Source organism: Myroides pelagicus, assembly GCF_009711055.1.
GTDB lineage: Bacteria > Bacteroidota > Bacteroidia > Flavobacteriales > Flavobacteriaceae > Flavobacterium > Flavobacterium pelagicum.
Genome location: NZ_WMJY01000015.1, coordinates 59,930 through 77,863, shown reverse-complemented (window position 1 = coordinate 77,863; position 17,934 = coordinate 59,930). Strand labels below are relative to the sequence as shown.

Annotated in this window: 18 protein-coding genes and 1 tRNA gene; 9 read left to right on the top strand and 10 right to left on the bottom strand. The window is 33.6% G+C overall.

What is annotated here, in order from left to right:
* Positions 1-41: 41 nt before the first annotated feature.
* Together GJV77_RS08235 and GJV77_RS08225 are read left to right on the top strand one after the other, a co-directional pair.
* A complete protein-coding gene (locus GJV77_RS08235) occupies positions 42-446 on the top strand; it encodes a hypothetical protein (RefSeq protein WP_155035895.1) in 405 nt (134 codons plus the stop codon).
* Between the two features lie 304 nt (positions 447-750).
* Positions 751-1,392, top strand: a complete 642-nt coding sequence (locus GJV77_RS08225; protein ID WP_162521592.1) for an IS3 family transposase — start codon at positions 751-753, stop codon at positions 1,390-1,392.
* A gap of 154 nt (positions 1,393-1,546) precedes the next feature.
* Here the strand turns inward: GJV77_RS08225 and GJV77_RS08220 are convergent, their stop codons facing one another.
* Complete coding sequence (locus GJV77_RS08220; protein WP_193563676.1) at positions 1,547-2,347, bottom strand: DNA-binding protein; 801 nt, start codon at positions 2,345-2,347, stop codon at positions 1,547-1,549.
* Positions 2,348-2,491: 144 nt separating this feature from the next.
* A tRNA-Met gene (locus GJV77_RS08215) sits at positions 2,492-2,565 on the bottom strand.
* A 143-nt stretch (positions 2,566-2,708) separates the two neighbouring features.
* Here GJV77_RS08215 and GJV77_RS08210 point away from each other — a divergent pair.
* The gene (locus GJV77_RS08210; protein ID WP_155035897.1) at positions 2,709-3,095 is read left to right on the top strand and encodes an START-like domain-containing protein; all 387 of its coding nucleotides are present in this window, start codon (positions 2,709-2,711) and stop codon (positions 3,093-3,095) included.
* A 53-nt stretch (positions 3,096-3,148) separates the two neighbouring features.
* On the top strand, positions 3,149-3,997 hold the full coding sequence (locus tag GJV77_RS08205) for an aminotransferase class IV (RefSeq protein ID WP_155035893.1): 849 nt from the start codon (positions 3,149-3,151) through the stop codon (positions 3,995-3,997).
* Here GJV77_RS08205 and GJV77_RS08200 read toward each other — a convergent pair.
* From GJV77_RS08200 to GJV77_RS08180, 5 genes are all read right to left on the bottom strand, one after another.
* A complete protein-coding gene (locus GJV77_RS08200; protein ID WP_155035892.1) occupies positions 3,990-4,562 on the bottom strand; it encodes a YqgE/AlgH family protein in 573 nt (190 codons plus the stop codon). The two genes, GJV77_RS08205 and GJV77_RS08200, sit on opposite strands and share 8 nt — an antisense overlap.
* A 93-nt stretch (positions 4,563-4,655) precedes the next feature.
* Positions 4,656-4,931 (bottom strand): HU family DNA-binding protein, encoded by a 276-nt coding sequence (locus GJV77_RS08195; protein ID WP_155035891.1) that lies wholly within the window; start codon positions 4,929-4,931, stop codon positions 4,656-4,658.
* A 168-nt stretch (positions 4,932-5,099) separates the two neighbouring features.
* Complete coding sequence (gene fmt, locus GJV77_RS08190; protein ID WP_155035890.1) at positions 5,100-6,044, bottom strand: methionyl-tRNA formyltransferase; 945 nt, start codon at positions 6,042-6,044, stop codon at positions 5,100-5,102.
* Positions 6,041-7,942: a RecQ family ATP-dependent DNA helicase gene (locus GJV77_RS08185; RefSeq protein WP_155035889.1), complete on the bottom strand. Its 1,902-nt coding sequence runs from the start codon at positions 7,940-7,942 to the stop codon at positions 6,041-6,043. Before GJV77_RS08185 ends, fmt begins: the two co-directional genes overlap by 4 nt.
* Before the next feature lie 95 nt (positions 7,943-8,037).
* The gene (locus GJV77_RS08180) at positions 8,038-8,571 is read right to left on the bottom strand and encodes an AAA family ATPase (RefSeq protein ID WP_155035888.1); all 534 of its coding nucleotides are present in this window, start codon (positions 8,569-8,571) and stop codon (positions 8,038-8,040) included.
* Positions 8,572-8,697: 126 nt separating this feature from the next.
* Between GJV77_RS08180 and GJV77_RS08175 the strand changes: the two genes are divergently transcribed.
* From GJV77_RS08175 to murA, 3 genes are all read left to right on the top strand, one after another.
* Positions 8,698-8,982 carry a DUF493 family protein gene (locus tag GJV77_RS08175; RefSeq protein ID WP_155035887.1) on the top strand — a complete coding sequence of 95 codons (285 nt, stop codon included), beginning with the start codon at positions 8,698-8,700 and terminating at the stop codon, positions 8,980-8,982.
* A gap of 110 nt (positions 8,983-9,092) precedes the next feature.
* On the top strand, positions 9,093-9,788 hold the full coding sequence (locus tag GJV77_RS08170; protein ID WP_155035886.1) for a DUF4290 domain-containing protein: 696 nt from the start codon (positions 9,093-9,095) through the stop codon (positions 9,786-9,788).
* Positions 9,788-11,101: a UDP-N-acetylglucosamine 1-carboxyvinyltransferase gene (gene murA, locus GJV77_RS08165; RefSeq protein WP_155035885.1), complete on the top strand. Its 1,314-nt coding sequence runs from the start codon at positions 9,788-9,790 to the stop codon at positions 11,099-11,101. Before GJV77_RS08170 ends, murA begins: the two co-directional genes overlap by 1 nt.
* 145 nt (positions 11,102-11,246) lie before the next feature.
* Here murA and GJV77_RS08160 read toward each other — a convergent pair whose 3' ends face one another.
* The gene (locus GJV77_RS08160; RefSeq protein ID WP_162521591.1) at positions 11,247-13,739 is read right to left on the bottom strand and encodes a DUF5686 family protein; all 2,493 of its coding nucleotides are present in this window, start codon (positions 13,737-13,739) and stop codon (positions 11,247-11,249) included.
* Between the two features lie 7 nt (positions 13,740-13,746).
* Complete coding sequence (aroQ, locus tag GJV77_RS08155; protein ID WP_155035884.1) at positions 13,747-14,163, bottom strand: type II 3-dehydroquinate dehydratase; 417 nt, start codon at positions 14,161-14,163, stop codon at positions 13,747-13,749.
* A 412-nt stretch (positions 14,164-14,575) separates the two neighbouring features.
* Here aroQ and GJV77_RS08150 point away from each other — a divergent pair, with 412 nt between their 5' ends.
* Both GJV77_RS08150 and xerD read left to right on the top strand, forming a co-directional pair.
* Positions 14,576-15,250 (top strand): outer membrane beta-barrel protein, encoded by a 675-nt coding sequence (locus GJV77_RS08150; RefSeq protein ID WP_155035883.1) that lies wholly within the window; start codon positions 14,576-14,578, stop codon positions 15,248-15,250.
* A 97-nt stretch (positions 15,251-15,347) separates the two neighbouring features.
* Positions 15,348-16,256: a site-specific tyrosine recombinase XerD gene (gene xerD / locus GJV77_RS08145; protein WP_155035882.1), complete on the top strand. Its 909-nt coding sequence runs from the start codon at positions 15,348-15,350 to the stop codon at positions 16,254-16,256.
* Between the two features lie 112 nt (positions 16,257-16,368).
* On the opposite strand, the gene rny is transcribed toward xerD, so the two are convergent.
* The gene (rny, locus tag GJV77_RS08140; protein ID WP_155035881.1) at positions 16,369-17,931 is read right to left on the bottom strand and encodes a ribonuclease Y; all 1,563 of its coding nucleotides are present in this window, start codon (positions 17,929-17,931) and stop codon (positions 16,369-16,371) included.
* Between the last annotated feature and the right edge of the window lie 3 nt (positions 17,932-17,934).

Below are 17,934 nucleotides of genomic sequence, written 5' to 3'. Positions count from 1 at the left end.
GTCTCGTCCTGAAATAGCTTTACACTCTAAATGTTATAATTATGGGAAAATTGACAGAACAAAAAACAAATCAATCAAAAACTTACGGGAATTCGTATCCATTATCAGTTAAGCAAAAGGTTGTTTCAGAGATAAAGTCTGGTGCTTTTAGTAATAGGTCAGCAGCAAAAAGATATGGAATAAGTCGTAATACAATTAACTCTTGGGTAATTGAAGATTCTTTACTAACTTTTAAACTCAGTAATTTAAGAGAAGAAGTTATGGCAAAACCAGTTGAGCAAGAAACCGTTGTAAAAAAGCTTAATAAACAAGTTATAGAACTTCAAAAAGCACTCGAAAAAGCAAATTTGAAGCTTGAAACTTTAGAAACTTTGATTAAAGTTAGTGAGCAGGATTTAAAGATAAAAATCAGAAAAAAGTCTGGAGCCAAACAGTCCAAATTATGAAAAACAAGCACCCAAAAGTTAGCTTAGAAAATCTTTGTGGGCTGTTTGGCTTTAGTAGACAAGCATATTACGAAGCAATTACAAGGAGAAACACTGAGCTTATCTCCAATAGTATTGTACTTTGTTTAGTTAGTGAGATTAGAAAGGATATGCCTTTTATAGGAACTAGAAAGCTTCTACATCTTTTAGAACCTAAACTTGAAGAACATACAATCAAAATAGGCAGAGACCAGCTCTTTAATTTACTGCGATTTCATGGTCTTTTGATTCGTCGTCGAAAAAAGATTGCCCGAACTACNGTCTTTTGATTCGTCGTCGAAAAAAGATTGCCCGAACTACAAACTCTAATCACCCTTACAAACGTTACCCTGACTTAGTTAAAAACCTTGAAGTTACTAGGTCGAATCAAGTTTGGGTTAGCGACATAACATATATAAGAACAGTAAGTGGATTTAGTTATTTAAGTCTTTTAACTGATCTCTATTCGCGTAAAATAGTGGGTTATTGTTTATATCCTTCCCTAGAGGCTGTTGGCTGTCTAAATGCCCTTAAAATGGCTATTGCATTAAACCCATTGCAAGCTGGACAGAGTTTAATACATCATTCTGACCGAGGTGTTCAATATTGTAGTTTTGAATACACTAAATTATTATTAGAGCATGATATTCAAATTAGTATGACTCAGAGTGGAAGTCCTTATGACAATGCACTAGCTGAAAGAGTCAATGGAATCCTAAAGAATGAATTTTATCCTAAAAGAGTGTATATCAACCATCAAGATGCAGTAAACAACATTTCTAAGATTGTTAAAATATACAATTTACAAAGACCACATAGTAGTATAGACTACTTAACTCCTCAAGAAGCTCACTTAAAAAGTGGTGAGATCAAAAAAAGATGGAAGAACTATAAAAAAAGTTACAGTGAAGTTGTAAAAGACTATTAAATCATATTACAAGAATATTAAAAATATTGTATCTTGTAAAGTAATTACAGGACTAGAATGTAGAACTGTAAAGCTATTTTAGGATTACTATTAAAACCTGTAAAGTTTTTTCAGGACGAGACAAGCATNTACTATTAAAAACTGTAAAGTTTTTTCAGGACGAGACAGACTCTCTTTTTAAGTAATCAGAGAAGCCATTTTCATATGATGCAATTAAGTCTAAAACTTCAGAATATAATGTGCTTCTAACACTATCTTTGGATTTTAGATTCAAGATTTGTCTATATTCATTTGCATTTTCTTTGAATAAACTTTTATATATTTTATCAGTTAATTGTGCATACTTAAATTTGTTATCTGTAATATAATAATCAAGGTAGTTAGTGAATACTTGTCTATAATTATACTCTCTGATAGCACTTGAAATAAAATCCTCTTCTCTTTGATTAATGAATTTAGTTTTTCCTCCTAATTTTTTATTTAGAAAATCTATTACTATATCTAAGATTATAGATCTCAATCTTTGTGCATTTTCTGAATCTGTAAGTAGCATTCCAATATTTAAAAATGCCTTGTATGTAAATGTACCAAGTATAGAAGTTTTGTTTAGGCTATCTATTTCATTTCCATAAATTTGTTTTATGGTAACGACATCGATGTCGTTACCATCTTCTTTTGCTAAAAATGATAAAATATGGTCTTTAAATTGTTTTAGCTTAACGCCATTATAAACCTCATATCCGCTGTAGATAAGCTCTTCTTTGTTGTTTTCTAAGATTCTATCAATTGTTCGAGTATCAACGTCAAAATATTGTGCTACCTGACTTTTAGTAAAACGATATTTGTTTTCAAACATCAAACCATAAAAACCAAGATTTATGTATATTTCTTCTATTGCTTGGTTGTTATTTAGTATGTTTTTTCTCTCAATACTTGAGTTAGTTAAATCTTTCATAGTGATAGAAGATTAAAATTGTTGTTTCACAAATTTAGCGAATTTTTAATCAATAATTTTTAAAGGAAATTGGGCAAGAGAGAAACTGATATGTGTATATAAACAAAAAGGACATAGTTACTTGACTATGTCCTTTTATTGCTGTAGCGAAGACGGGAGTTGAACCCGTGACCTCAGGGTTATGAATCCTGCGCTCTAACCAACTGAGCTACCTCGCCATTTATTGGTCTATGATTACTTGTGTAATGCGGGTGCAAATATAAAACAAAAATTGTATAATTCAAATACTGATTTGATTTAAAAAGATTTTTTTATTTATAAAATATGTTTATATTCGAAAAAATTATTTTAAGATATGGCTATGAAGGAAAAATACGAATTAGAATTTTCGATTAACTCATCTCCTCAATTATTATATCAATACATATCAGACCCATCAGGGCTGAGCGAGTGGTTTGCGGAGAATGTAAATTCTCGTGGAGAAATCTATTCATTTATTTGGGGTGACTCAGAAGAGAAGGCGAAGTTAGTAACTCGCAAGGCTGATGAGCGTGTCAGATATAGATGGTTAGATGAAGATGATAAGGAGAGTGAGTATTATTTTGAACTTCGTATACACAGAGATGAATTAACTAAAGATGTTACGATAATCGTAGTTGATTTTGCTGAGCCAGATGAAGTAGAAGAGTCAAAGCAATTATGGGAAAATCAGATTATGGATCTAAAACAAGTGTTAGGTTCTGCTTAATTTCTCTCAAATAAACTTATATTTGCCGTTAATAGTAATCAGAAAAGTAAAATATGATTAATGTTAACGGCAAAATTGTTTCTACAAGTGACCTATCATTAGAAAATAATAGAGGATTTCTTTACGGCGATGCAGTATTCGAAACACTGCGTGTATTAGATGACAAAGTCTTGTTCTTAGAAGACCATTACTTTCGTCTAATGTCATCAATGCGTATTTTGCGTATGCGCATTCCGATGGAATTTACCATGGAATATTTTGAAGAACAAGTAATAAAACTTGTTCAAGCAAATAATCCGTCAAATCACAATGCTTTTAAAGTACGTTTTACGGTATATAGAGATGGGCAAGGTAAATATTTACCTACTACAAGAAATATTGGATTTATCGCTACATATGAGAGCTTATCCCAAGGAGTGTATACTTTTTCTGATGCACCATATGAAGTAGAATTATACAAAGATTTTTATGTGACTGCACATTTGTTGTCTAACTTGAAAACGACTAATCGATTGATTAATGTTACAGGAAGTATCTTTGCTGAAGAGAATAATTATCAAAACTGTTTATTAATTAACGACAGTAAGAATATTGCAGAAGGATTAAATGCTAACCTATTTCTTGTAAAGGATAAAGTAATTAAAACACCGCCATTGACTGATGGTTGTGTAAAAGGTGTAATGCGCAAGCAGATTATCGAGTTAATTACTAAGCATCCGGAGTATACTTTGATTGAAGAGTCGATATCTCCTTTTGAACTTCAAAAAGCAGATGAGTTGTTTTTAACCAATGCAATTATTGGAATACAGCCAATCACTAAGTATAGAAAGAAAGTATTTGCAACAGAAGTAGCTAGTGATCTAATTAATCGATTAAACGCAAAAATCCGACTCCTTAGTTAAGGTTCGGATTTTCTGGTGTATTGACCCATAATTCGTATTGTTTGCCTTGTTTAGCTAAGCAGTTTTTCCAATAGTATTTGTAAGAAGATAATGTAGATATTAGTTCAGGGACCTTTATGTCTTTTGCTATAATCCAATAATCGTTTTCAAGTTCATCTTCTAATTGTTGAAACTCCCAACCAGTATATCCTAGAATAAAACGTATGTTTTGTTTGGTGAGAAGGTTTTCTTCCAGTAGAGCGAATACTTGGTTGTAATCACCGCCCCAATAAAGGTCATCGATGATGTGTATACTGTTATTTATTAAATCAGGACGATTGTGAATACAGAATAATTTGTCACTTTCTACAGGACCTCCTTCGAATATTGATAGTGAAGAAGTAGTGGTCGGTATAAGTTGGTTTAAGGTGAGGTCTAATGGTTTGTTTAGGATAAAACCAATGGTTCCTTCCAAATTGTGTTCTGCAATTAGTATAGTACTTCTAGAGAATTGTAAATCTAAAGGATTGCTAGAAGGCGTAGCTAATAAAAGATTGCCTTTGTTGATTCTGGTATAATTCGACATACTGTGTGTAATTGTTATCAAGAACTAAAATAATAAAAAAAGCCTCATTGTATTCAATGAGGCTTTTTTATTTGATATAAAGAAATTAATTTCTTATTTGTTTACAGCTCCTTCTAATTCTGATCCAGCTTTAAACTTAACAACTTTTTTAGCTGCAATTTTAATCGTTTTACCAGTTTGAGGATTTCTACCTTCTCTTGCTGCTCTTTCAGAAACTGACCAAGATCCAAATCCTACTAATGCAATTTTATCTCCTTTGCTTAATGTAGTTTCTACGTTTTTTAAGAAAGACTCAAGCGCTTTTTTAGCTGCTACTTTACTAATTTCTGCATCTTTTGCGATAGCATCTATTAATTCTGTTTTGTTCATAATAATTTTTTTTAAAAGGTTAACTTCATTAACATCCTATACAAATTTAAGGTTATTCTCTTATTGTGCAAGTTATTTGAGAAAAAAAAGTTAAAAATTTGCTTTTGAATAATTATTATAATCTTAGCTTTAATTTTGAATTATTGCAAATGATTGTTTGTCAGTTGATTATAAGGCTTTTGCTTCTACTGAGAAAGTGATTCCGTTTAGTAACTCATTGGTATTCATTTGTTTTTTTCCGGGTAGTTGAAGTCTTAAAATATGTAAGAAACCGTCTTTTACTGCTATTTTTAATTCTTTTTTAGTGCTGATGATACTTCCAGTGGTGTAGTTATGAGGTTCTATTTCAAAATTTGATAAGTAAATCTTAACAGGTAATTCTGCGTTACCATCTTTAAAGATACACCAAGCAGCAGGATAGGGACTAAGTCCTCTGATGTGATTGTGTATCTGTCGAACTGATTGACTGAAGTCTATTTTACAATTGTCTTTGTTTAACTTGTATGCTGTTTTAGTTTCTTCACTTGGTTGGTTGAATGTTTCTACTTTTTCTTTAGCGATTAAGTCTAAGGTCTTAAGAACAGTGCCAGCTCCTATTTTCATTAATCTGTCATGTAGTTCTCCAGCTGTTTCATTTTTGTCAATTGTCGTTTCATCTTTTAAGATAATGGCGCCTGTGTCAATTTTCTCGTCAATAAAAAACGTTGTTACTCCCGTCTTTTCTTCTCCATTGATAATTGCCCAATTGATAGGTGCGGCCCCTCTGTAATCTGGTAATAAAGAAGCGTGTAGGTTAAAAGTTCCTAGTTCAGGCATTTTCCAAACAACTTCAGGAAGCATTCTAAAGGCAACGACTACTTGAAGGTTAGCATTAAAAGATTTTAGCTCTTCAATAAAAGCTTCATCTTTTAGGTTTGTTGGTTGTAAAATAGGCAATTGTTTTTCTAGTGCATACTGTTTAACTGCAGAGTGCTTTATTTTTTGTCCTCTTCCAGCAGGTTTGTCGGCAGCTGTGATCACGGCTACGATATTATAGTTATTTTGATACATAGCATCTAGGATACCAACTGCAAAGTCTGGTGTTCCCATGAAAATGATACGTAGGTCTTTCATATGATTAAAGAATATTGATTTTTAGTATTAATTGTTATTTTATTTTCCTCAGAGAGTATCTGTATAGTTAGTATTAAGTCACTTGTATTGCTGTTTAATGATGAAGCGAGCTCTTTTAAGGTTGATGGTTGTGCCTGAAGTGCTTTTAATACGCTATCTTTTAGTGTTGTGATATTTACTGTAGACTTGTCTTTGTTTTTAGCTAGGCAACTTGAACAGCTTCCACAGTCCTCAGGAAAGTCTTCATCAAAGTATTTCAATAGTATTTTGTTTTTGCAAATATCTGTATTTTCAACATAAAATAGCATAGACTCAAATTGATTTGTCTTGAGTTCATTTTGTTGTTTTAAGAATTGAAAAGTTCTGTAAAGAGGTCTATCGTCTTCCCAAGCTTCATTGAATACAATAGTCATATCATTTTTTTCTGGCGTGTAGGTACATAAACCTTGTTCATGCCAAGAATCGAACGTTTTAGTTATTAATTCAATAGCAATTTCTGTTTGCTCGCATATAAGTGCTAGGTCTAGGTTAGTTTCAGTTTCATGAATATTTTGATAGTATCGAAGGATGAATAAGAGGATGGTTTCCTCTATGGTTTCATTTTCTATAGCGTCTAATAATTCACTACTGCTGGCTGTAAATAATAGCTTGGTTGTATTATTGTTAGTTTGAGTGAACTTAATTATTCCTTGTCTGTCTAAAAACTGTAAAGCATTGAGTGCTTGTTTGTGATTAAATCGATTGTGTAGACAGAAGTGGTTAAAATTAAAGCTATAAGAAGTGTTGAATCCTTCACCATAGGCTATATCAAGATAGTTGTTTAATTTTCTATAGACTTTTTTTAGATAATCTTTATCAAATAATCCTGATTGAAAGTATTTCTTGTTTTCTAATAAATCGTCACCTGAGATAAGAATTGTAGCGAATGCCTTTTCGTTGTTTCGTCCAGCTCTTCCTGATTCTTGGTAATAGTTTTCTAAGTTCTCAGGGATTTGAACGTGTACAACATTTTTGACATTTGGCTTATCTATCCCCATACCGAAGGCATTAGTGGAGACTATAACTAAGCTTTTTTCTTCAAGCCATAGTTGTAGTCTTTTCTTTTTTTCGTGTAAGGTTAGTCCTCCGTGAAAATATGTAGCTGTATAACCAAGTTTGTTTAGTTGATCTGCATAGAGTTGCGTTTCTCTTCTGTTTCTAGCATAGACTATAGTTGGGGCATAGTTCTTTTTTAATATTTTTTCTAAGGTATTTATCTTGCTATTTACAGTATAAACCCCATAAAGTATATTTGACCGATAAAAGCTTTTCTTAAACAGTGCAGGATTGTCTAATTTGAGAATATTACAGATATCATCAATAACTCTTTGATTAGCAGAAGCTGTAAGTGCTACAATAGGTGCGGTTTTAAAGTAGTCTTTTAGGTTTCCTAATTGAAGATAAGCTGGTCTGAAATCATTTCCCCATTGAGATATACAGTGTGCTTCATCAATAGCTATTAAATTAATAGGTAATTTGACGATTCGCTCTAAGATCCAAGTTTGTTGTAATCGTTCAGGCGATATATATAAAAATTTATACCCACCATAAAGACAATTGTCAAACACGGCGTCTATATCAGTTAAACTATTTCCTCCAAATATTGCAGTGGCCTTAATTCCTTTGTTCATTAGATTGTTAACTTGATCTTCAATCAGTGCAATTAATGGTGAGATTACTAGACACACTCCTGGTAGGGCAAGGGCGGGTACTTGAAAACAAATACTTTTGCCGGCTCCTGTAGGTAATAAAGCAAAGGTGTCATTGCCCTTCATTATTGTATTAATGATTTCCTGTTGCGGCTCTCGGAAACTTTGGTGTTTCCAATATTTTTGTAAAATGTCTAAGGTATTAGGCATAACTTAAGGGCAATGTGAATTTGTAAACTAATTTAAGGAAAATACTTAAAATAAAAGGGTTATAGTTTAAACTATAACCCTTGATATAATTTTTATTAGATATGTTCTAATATGAATTTAACTCGATTGTCAATTGTATCTTTTGGTACTTCTATAAGTTCGTAGCCATAGTTGTGATACGTGTCAACTAAGTGTTTGTGAATTTCTTTAGCTTGGTCAAAGTCTTCGTAACGTTGTTCATCGCTTTCGTAGATGTTTTCCCACGGCGGAAGTAAAAATATCTGGTGATAAACGTGATTTTTACACGCTAAGTCAAAGCTTTCAGGGTAGCTATCGCCTTTGTAATGCATATAAGCTAATACATCAGGTATTCCTCTATCTATAAACACTATATTGGTGTTTTCATTGATAGCATCTACGTGTTGCTTTATTCTGCCTTCTAGCAGTAATCGACTAAATAATAAAGGTTCAGTTAAAAACAAGTTTGTAATTCCTTTATCTTGTGCTTGTTTAGTAACCTCACGAGATATTTCTGGATAGCAAATATACCCTAATCTAGTAAGCTCATCTATTAACGTTGTTTTTCCAGAACCTGGTCCTCCTATAATTAAGATGATTTTTTTATTCATTTTTGCTGTAAATATCAAAGGTGCAAAATTACAATAAATTGTCAATGTAGAAAGTGTTTTAACGCCAAGTTTTGAAAATACTAAAATTAAAATTGATTATATTTGTCGATTAAAAAATATATGATTATGGACGATAAAACAAAAGATTTCTACGCAAGATTAAAAGAAAGTTTAGAAAATGATAAGACTTGGCCTAGGCCTTATCTCTATAAGTTTATTGTACCTAGTGATTCACACAAAATTGCTCAAGTAGAAGAGGCTTTTGACGGTATGAAAGCAGAGATATTAACTAGAAATTCTAGCACAGGTAAGTTTACTAGTGTTTCTGTTCGAGTAACTATGCCATCATCTCAGGCTATCATTGATAAGTACTTAGCTGTGTCTACAATTGAAGGAATTGTTTCCTTGTAAAAATAATGCTTGCTTTAGACGAAGCTTTTTAGGTTACTTCTATAAGTTTTTTTACTTTTATACTATTCATGTGTTTTTACACTATTCTTAATTTTGAACTACTCAAGTATATGAAATTTAACACCAAAGATGCTATTGGACAATTAGGTTATAATACTAATCGAGAACATCTGATTATCCCTGAATACGGAAGACATATTCAAATCCTTATCGATCAGATTTGCTTAATTGAAGATAGAGAAGAGAGAAATAAAGCTGCACAATACGCTATCAGTGTGATGGGGAGTATGAACCCTCACTTGAGAGATGTTCCTGACTTTCAGCATAAGTTATGGGATCAGCTTTTTATGATGTCTAAATTTCAACTAGATGTAGATTGTCCTTTTCCTATTGCAACTAAGGATACTATTTATCTGAAACCAGGAAAGCTTAATTATCCTCAAAATCATCCTAAATATCGTTTCTACGGTAATAATATTACTTATATGATTAACGAGGCTTTAAAGTTTGAAGATGGAGATATGAAAGACGCTCTGATTATGGTTATTGCTAATCATATGAAGAAGAGTTTTTTAAGCTGGAATAAGGATACAGTTAAGGATGATGTGATCTTTGAACACTTGTATGAGTTGTCTAAAGGGAAGATTAATTTGTTTAAAAAAGAAGAGGAATTGTCTACTACTGCAAACTTAATGCAGGTTAATAAAAAACAATCCAATAAAACAAATCATTCTAATACCCAGAAGAACAACAATAATAAAAAATACAACAAAAATAATAACCACCAGTTTAAGAGTAAAAAGTAATGAGTGTTTTTAAAATAGAAGGAGGTCATCAGCTCAAAGGAGAAATTCAAGCTCAAGGAGCCAAGAATGAGGCATTGCAAATTTTGTGTGCTGTTCTTTTAACACCAGAGAAAGTAGTTATAGATAATATTCCTGATATTGTTGATGTAAATAAGTTAATTGAGTTACTAGGAAAACTAGGAGTAAAGATTGAAAATTTAGGACCTAATAAAATGTCTTTTCAAGCTGATCAAGTTGATTTAGATTACTTGTATTCAGATGACTTTAAAGAGTTAGGTAAGGCTTTAAGAGGGTCTATTATGATGGTAGGTCCTTTACTTGCTCGTTTTGGTAAAGGATATATTCCAAAACCAGGAGGAGATAAGATTGGTCGCCGTCGATTAGATACACACTTTGAAGGTTTTTTAAAATTGGGTGCTACTTTTAGATACAATAAGGAAGAGTACTTCTATGGAGTAGAAGCGGATAAGTTGATTGGAACTGATATGCTGCTTGAAGAAGCATCTGTGACAGGGACTGCGAATATCTTAATGGCATCTGTTTTGGCTGAAGGGATCACTACAATTTACAATGCTGCTTGTGAACCTTATCTTCAACAATTGTGTAAAATGCTTAATGCTATGGGGGCTAATATCTCAGGTATTGGTTCTAATTTGCTGACTATTGAAGGAGTTGAGCAACTTGGGGGATGTGAGCATAGAATGTTGCCTGATATGATTGAAATAGGTTCTTGGATCGGATTAGCTGCGATGACTAAAAGTGAGATCACTATTAAGAACGTTGGTTGGGAGCATTTAGGTATTATTCCTAATACGTTTAAAAGACTCGGGATTACAATAGAGAAAAGAGGTGATGATATTTATATTCCTGCTCATAAAGATGGGTATGAAATACAAAGTTTTATTGATGGTTCGATATTGACTATTGCTGATGCACCTTGGCCTGGTTTAACACCTGATTTATTGAGTGTTATTTTAGTTGTTGCAACACAAGCTAGAGGAGAGGTGTTAATTCATCAAAAAATGTTTGAAAGCCGTCTTTTCTTTGTCGACAAATTGATTGATATGGGGGCTAAGATTATCTTGTGTGATCCTCACAGAGCTGTAGTTATCGGTCATGATTTTAAGTCTCAATTAAAAGCGACGCATATGTCATCTCCAGATATACGTGCTGGGGTTTCTCTATTAATTGCTGCACTGTCTGCTAAAGGAACTAGTGTTATCCAAAACATCGAGCAAATCGATAGAGGGTATGAGCGTATTGATGAGCGTTTGCGTGCTATTGGTGCTCATATTGAGCGTGTAGACGCATAGTTTAATATAGAGATAATATATAATAGATATAAAAGAAACGGGAGTTGTTTAACAGCTTCCGTTTTTTTAATTCATTTGGCCGTATCTTTGTAGAGTGTTCGTCGTAAAGTGGAAAGCTTTGAAGTGTATGGGGAATACAGGTCTATTATTTTTGGATAAGGTCTAATACTTTTATACCTAATACGATACCGTGTTTTTTTGGTGCATCAGGTGATATGGAAGTGAAATAGTCTATTCTAAAAGGTCTGAATTTCTTGAAGCCAACGTTGTTTAGTCCAATGCTAAACTCTTGGTAAACATCTCTATCTGGAACTTCGAGCATGTGGAAACCTAATACGAAAGAAAACCTCGTTTTGTTGAGTAATGGAATTTTATTGATTACATAACCTCTAAAGTCATGTTCCATGTGTAATTCTATATATGATTTATTAGTGCTGTATTGATAATATGGCAATAAGTTAAACTGACTATTGTAAATTGGGGTCGAACCTACGAAAGTTTGGTTTCCGTTAAAGTGTTTGTAGTCTGTAAAAGAAATGTCGTTCTTTTCTAAAAAGCTTCCTGCACTTATACCGACAAATAGGTTTCCGTAGTTTTTTATATTGTTGTTGAAATAGGTTGAGAGTGATAGGTAGGTATAGTTGTAATTGGATGTACTTGCATTTAGTCCTTTTTCTAAATTAATGGCAATGATAGGATATCGTGATAAAGGTATGTATTGTTTCTGGTTTGGATAGCTAATTATTTTTTGGTCAAAAACAATGTTCATTCCTAGCTTTAATTTAAACATACTATTGTCTATAAAAGGCTCATGGTCAAAGTCATCAGGAGCTAACGGATTGTTTGATGTGAAACTTTGATTAGGAGCAAAAGGTGGTGTTTCCATTGAGTTTCTCAAGGTTGAACGAAAGGCATACTCTAGTGAGGAATCAAACTTAATTCCTGTAAAGGCGTACTGTGAATAAGTGATTTTTACATAATTCTTCTGAAAGTACTTTGCGTAGTTTTTCCCAAACCAAGCACTTGCGAAAGAGTTAATCGGAGTTTTGATCGGATCGCTTTGATTGAATTGTAGGATTGTACTACCTCCTGATAGGGAAAGTGTATTGTAATTTCGCTTGTTGAAAATATGGGTTAAATAACCTGAGAATCTAAACTTGTTCTCCGAAGTACCATAATTTACGATTGTCCCTGCTTTAGTTTGTCTAAAGTCTTCGTATTCTTTTGTAAAGTCAATACCCGTGGTTACGTTAAATCCTTGTACAGCGTTGAAGGCAAATGTTGATAACAACCCTCTGTAGTGGTAGTTTCTGTTTTGGTATGAGTTTAAGTATTCATATCCCTTGATAAATTTAAAAAGGGTTAAATTGTTTGTTCGTCTATCAATAGAGTCTAAAATAGACTTTGTGTTTTCACGGGTAAAAATAGACTTTCTAGCAAAGTTTTCAATTTCTTTGCTCGAGAGTGGGGTAGGTCTGTTTTGGTCCCAGTACACTGAACTTCTATTGAGAAAATCTTCAGTATAGGTGATTAGCTCTGTTGAGAAGTCTTTCTTGCTTAATTCTTCTGCTTTTGCATAATTCGTGTAAAAAGCGTTGTATTGGCCTATGTAGTCAAAGACTATGAATTTACCTTTAATATATAAGTTTTGCTTTGTCTTTACGTAGCGGTTGAGTGTATTGTTGTACTCGTATTTTTGTATTACTACAAGTTGTTTGACTTTGTCTAAGCCGATGTTCTCTCCATTCATCGCTCCATAGAAGTCGGTTATTTGCCAACCGTCATCTGTTAGAATGAGTTCACCTTCCATGATTGGTTCTCGATTGCGCTTTGGCTCAAAGCTTATCGTGTACAAGGTGTGTCCTAGTTCGTTTTGTTCTTTTTTGATTAACTTAAATGTGTAGTAGGAACTAGCATATGGGGCTAAGGGTGATAGTAATTTAAGTTGGTTGCTGACTTGATTGTGATAGATATTAAATTCACTATCGATACCTGTCTGAAAGAAGATGTCTTTATTGTTACCAGCTTCTCTTTGTGCTGTCACTTTTTCTTTTATTTTATCTTGACTGGCATAGGTGATTTCTGATACCAATTCTCCTAAATATACGTATTTATCCGAGTGGTTTAAGTCTAGTGTTGCATCAAGGTCTTTGCGCTTTTGACCTAGAAAAGTCTGTCTTTCTCCGACCAATTGTATATTTGCTTTAGAGTAAAAATCAACAGTATATTTATGATCGATGAAGTGTTGTTTGGCTAGATTGACTAGAAATACAGCATATTCATCTTGTGGATCTTGATAGTCGAAGACATTATTTGGGTCTAGCTGATGTAGTACAATCGCTTTTTTAAAAAAGGTTTCTTTCTTAAAGTTGAAATCTAAGACTGTATTGAGGTAACCTTCTTTTTGTATAAATAATTTGCCTTTGGTTTTTTGTTCTAGGTTTAAGGCAAATTGACCATCAACTGATGATTGTGTGTGAAAGCGGGTATTCTTGACAAATATATTTGTCTTGTCGATCGCCGTGTTGTCTTCATTGACAATTATACCTTTTAGTACATTAACTTGTTGTGCTTGTAATAGAAACGGGCACAGCAACAAGAATAGAAGGTAGTATATGTAGGTTCTTTTTGTTTGCACGTGAATTCTAGTCTAGGATACTAGCGATAGCTAAATCATAACTTTTTAACCCAAAACCGACAATTATACCTGTGCAGACTGGAGATATATAAGAGTGGTGTCTAAACGTTTCTCTAGCAAATGTGTTTGAGATATGTACTTCAATTACGGGCGTCGTAATAGCGCGAATCGCATCTGCTAATGCGATGGAAGTATGTGTATAGGCTCCAGCGTTCAAGATTATGGCATCATATTCAAAGCCGACTTGATGTAGTTTATCAATTAGCTTTCCTTCTATATTACTCTGATAATAGGTAAGTTCTATCTCTTGATATTTGTTTTCCAATTGTATGAAGTACTGCTCGAAGGTTAAGGAACCATAAACGTCCGGTTCTCTTTTACCTAATAGATTGAGGTTTGGTCCATTAATGATGATAATCTTCATAGTTATTACTTTTGGTAAGGCAAATATATTACATATAATGATATTTATTAGTCAATTGCCGTAGAAATGGTTTAATGACTGATCGGTAACAATAAGAATTTAAAAGTTTCTAATTAAATAGCAATTATTGAATTGTTATTCTTTTAAGAATGTTGTTTTAGATATATTTTAAGTGTTAATTTAAGATATTTAAGTAATGTAATTTTATAGTTTTAATGAAAACTATGTGAATATAATCTGTTTTAACTTTTTTTTATGAATACGTTATTTTTTTATAACACATTGAAAGTTAATCGGGTAAGTTAATTTTGAAGAACTAAGTGTTTCCTTAATGTTATATTTCTATTAAAAATATACGCTATTCTAATAACCTTCTGTACTTTTGACTTGTTAAATATTAAAATAGCTAAATATGAAAAAATTAGTACTTTCAGTTATGGCTGTAGCTGCTTTCGGATTCGCAGCTAACGCTCAAGAAACAGAAAAACCAACATTTGGATTCCAAGAGTCTAACATCTTCGTTGAAGGAATGTTCTCTATTAATAATTCAACAACTAAACCAGAAGTTGGTTCTAAAACAAAAACTACGTTTTATAAATTCACTCCTAAAGCAGGTTATATGTTAACTGACAAATTTGCTGTTGGAGCTGAGTTAGGTTTCGGTAAAGTTGGTGGAGATAATTATGATGGAGTTTTTACTGAAATTTTAGGTGAAGCTTCTCCTTCTAAAAAGTATGTTAAGGAAACATATGCTGGAGTATTTGGACGTTACTATTTCTTAGAACTAGGACAACGTTTCAAAACTTATACTGAAGTAGGAGTAGGTTTCCACCAAGGAGTTGCAGATGTTGTTAATAAAGATCTTAAGCAAACAGGTGTTAAAGCTGGTTTAGGATTAGGTATGAACTATTTTGTTACTTCTAAATTAGCGATTTCTTTCCACTTAGGAGATGTATTGTCTTATTCTAACTACAATGTTAAATTTGATGGTAAGAAGGAAGGAACATTATCAAATGTTGATGCTAATGTAAATGTATTCAACAACTTCTTTACAGAAGCTAAATTTGGTTTAACTTACAAATTCTAATTAGAATACGTAGTTTAAAAGTTTATAATAGAAAGCCTCTCTTTGTGAGAGGCTTTCTTGTTTTTGTATCTTTGGGTACTTAAGTTAACAAGGGAATATGAGTACAGATTACTGGCAAAGCAAAATACAGTCATTCGTTAATTATCTCCGCTTAGAGCGTGGGTTGTCTGCTAATTCGATAGAGAGTTATTCTCGTGATGTCGATAAGTTTCTGACGTATTTAGCAGGTTACGATACAGCGTATCGCTTGGAAGATATTGACGAAGAAGTAGTGCAGTCTTTTGTCTATCAGCTTAGTGATCTTGTGGCGCCTACTACACAAGCGCGTATTCTATCAGGCTTAAAGAATTTTTTTAACTACTTCATTTTGGAGGGTTATATTGAGCGTTCTCCTGTCGAGCTTATACAGAGTCCAAAGACGGGAAGAAAGCTGCCAGATGTCTTGAGTTTGGAGGAAATAGACCTGTTGATTGCTTGTATTGATCAATCGACGGATGAGGGGTATCGCAATAAAGTGATGCTAGAGGTTTTGTATTGTTGTGGATTGCGTGTGAGTGAATTGGTTAATCTGAAGATTTCTGATCTCTTTTTTGAAGAAGGCTTTATTCGGGTGTTGGGGAAAGGGGGTAAGCAGCGCTTTGTACCTATCGATGAGCAGACTATGGAGTACATTACTTCTTATATACAGCGCATACGTAGTCATATGGCGATTAAGAAAGAGGCAAAGGATATTGTGTTTCTCAATCGTCGTGGAGCTGGGCTTACTCGAGTGATGATATTTACTATAATTAAGCGCTTAGTAGAGCAGGCTGGTTTAAGGAAGACAGTGAGTCCGCATACTTTCAGGCATTCTTTTGCTACCCATTTATTAGAAAACGGTGCTGATATACGTATTATTCAAGTGTTATTAGGTCATGAGTCGATTACTACCACAGAGATTTATACTCATGTGAGTACGGAGCGTTTGCGCAATGTGATGGTTAGTTTTCATCCGCGGGCTAAATAGCTCTAACTATTAGATCGTTGTTTGTGCTTTAAGCATTTGATTATATCAAAATAAAAAAGACGATTGAATTAATCAATCGTCTTTTTGTTTATAAGCTTGTATTGTCTCTGTTTTATTTAGCAATATTGATTGCTCTTGTCTCTCTGATTACCGTAATCTTTACTTGACCAGGGTAAGTCATTTCTGTTTGAATTTTTTGAGAGATGTCAAAGGATAGGGTTGCAGCCATATCGTCGTTTACTTTTTCGCTTTCTACGATTACACGTAGTTCACGACCTGCTTGGATAGCGTACGCATTTTTCACTCCGTTGAACTCATTAGCGATGCTTTCTAAGTCTTTTAATCGTTGAATGTACGAATCCAATACTTGACGTCTAGCACCTGGTCTAGCACCAGAGATAGCATCACACACTTGGATAATTGGAGCAATTAATGTGTTCATCTCTATCTCATCGTGGTGAGCTCCAATAGCATTACATACTTCTGGTTTTTCTCCGTATTTCTCAGCCCACTGCATACCTAAGATAGCGTGTGGAAGTTCTGTTTCTGTTTCAGGTACTTTACCGATATCGTGTAGTAATCCTGCGCGTTTAGCTAACTTAACATTTAATCCAAGTTCAGCAGCCATTAATCCACATAGTTTAGCTACTTCTCTAGAGTGTTGTAGTAAGTTTTGTCCATATGATGAACGGTATTTCATACGACCAACAATCTTGATTAGCTCAGGGTGAAGACCGTGGATACCTAAGTCAATTACCGTACGCTTACCTATTTCGATGATTTCTTCCTCAATTGACTTCGTTGTTTTTGCTACAACTTCTTCGATACGTGCTGGGTGGATACGTCCATCAGTAACTAATCGGTGTAGTGATAGACGAGCAATCTCTCTTCTTACAGGGTCAAAACAAGAAAGGATAATAGCTTCTGGTGTATCGTCAACGATGATTTCTACTCCAGTGGCTGCTTCTATCGCTCTAATGTTACGTCCTTCACGACCAATGATTCTACCTTTTACATCATCAGATTCAATGTTAAATACAGATACACAGTTTTCTACTGCTTCTTCTGTTCCTACGCGTTGGATCGTGTTGATGATTATTTTTTTAGCTTCTTGTTGTGCAGTTAACTTAGCTTCTTCCATTGTATCTTGGATGTAAGCCATTGCGTCAGCACGAGCCTCTGTTTTTAAACTTTCTACGATTTGGTTTTTAGCTTCTTCAGCAGTAAGACCAGAGATAGCTTCAAGTTGTTCTACTTGCGCACGGTGTAGTTTCTCTACTTCCTCTTGTTTGCGCTGTATTACTTCTAGTTTTTGATCGTATTCTTTGATCTTTTTCTCACTTTCATCTGCTGCCTTTTTAGCTCTAGAAAGTTCACTAGAGATTTGAGATTCTTTATCTCTTGTTCTCTTCTCTGCTTCAGCCATCTTCTTGTCACGTGACAAGATTACTTGCTCATGTTCTGATTTAAGTTCGATGAACTTTTCCTTTGCTTGTAGTATCTTATCTTTTTTGATAGCTTCTCCTTCAGCTTTGGCGTCACGCAATGTCGTTTTCGCTTCGTTTTTTGCACTTTGCAAGATAGAAGATGCGTGATTTTTTTCGATGTATCTAGCGATGGCAAATCCTATTGCTAAACCAATCACAAGTCCTCCTACGACAAATAATATTTCCATAAA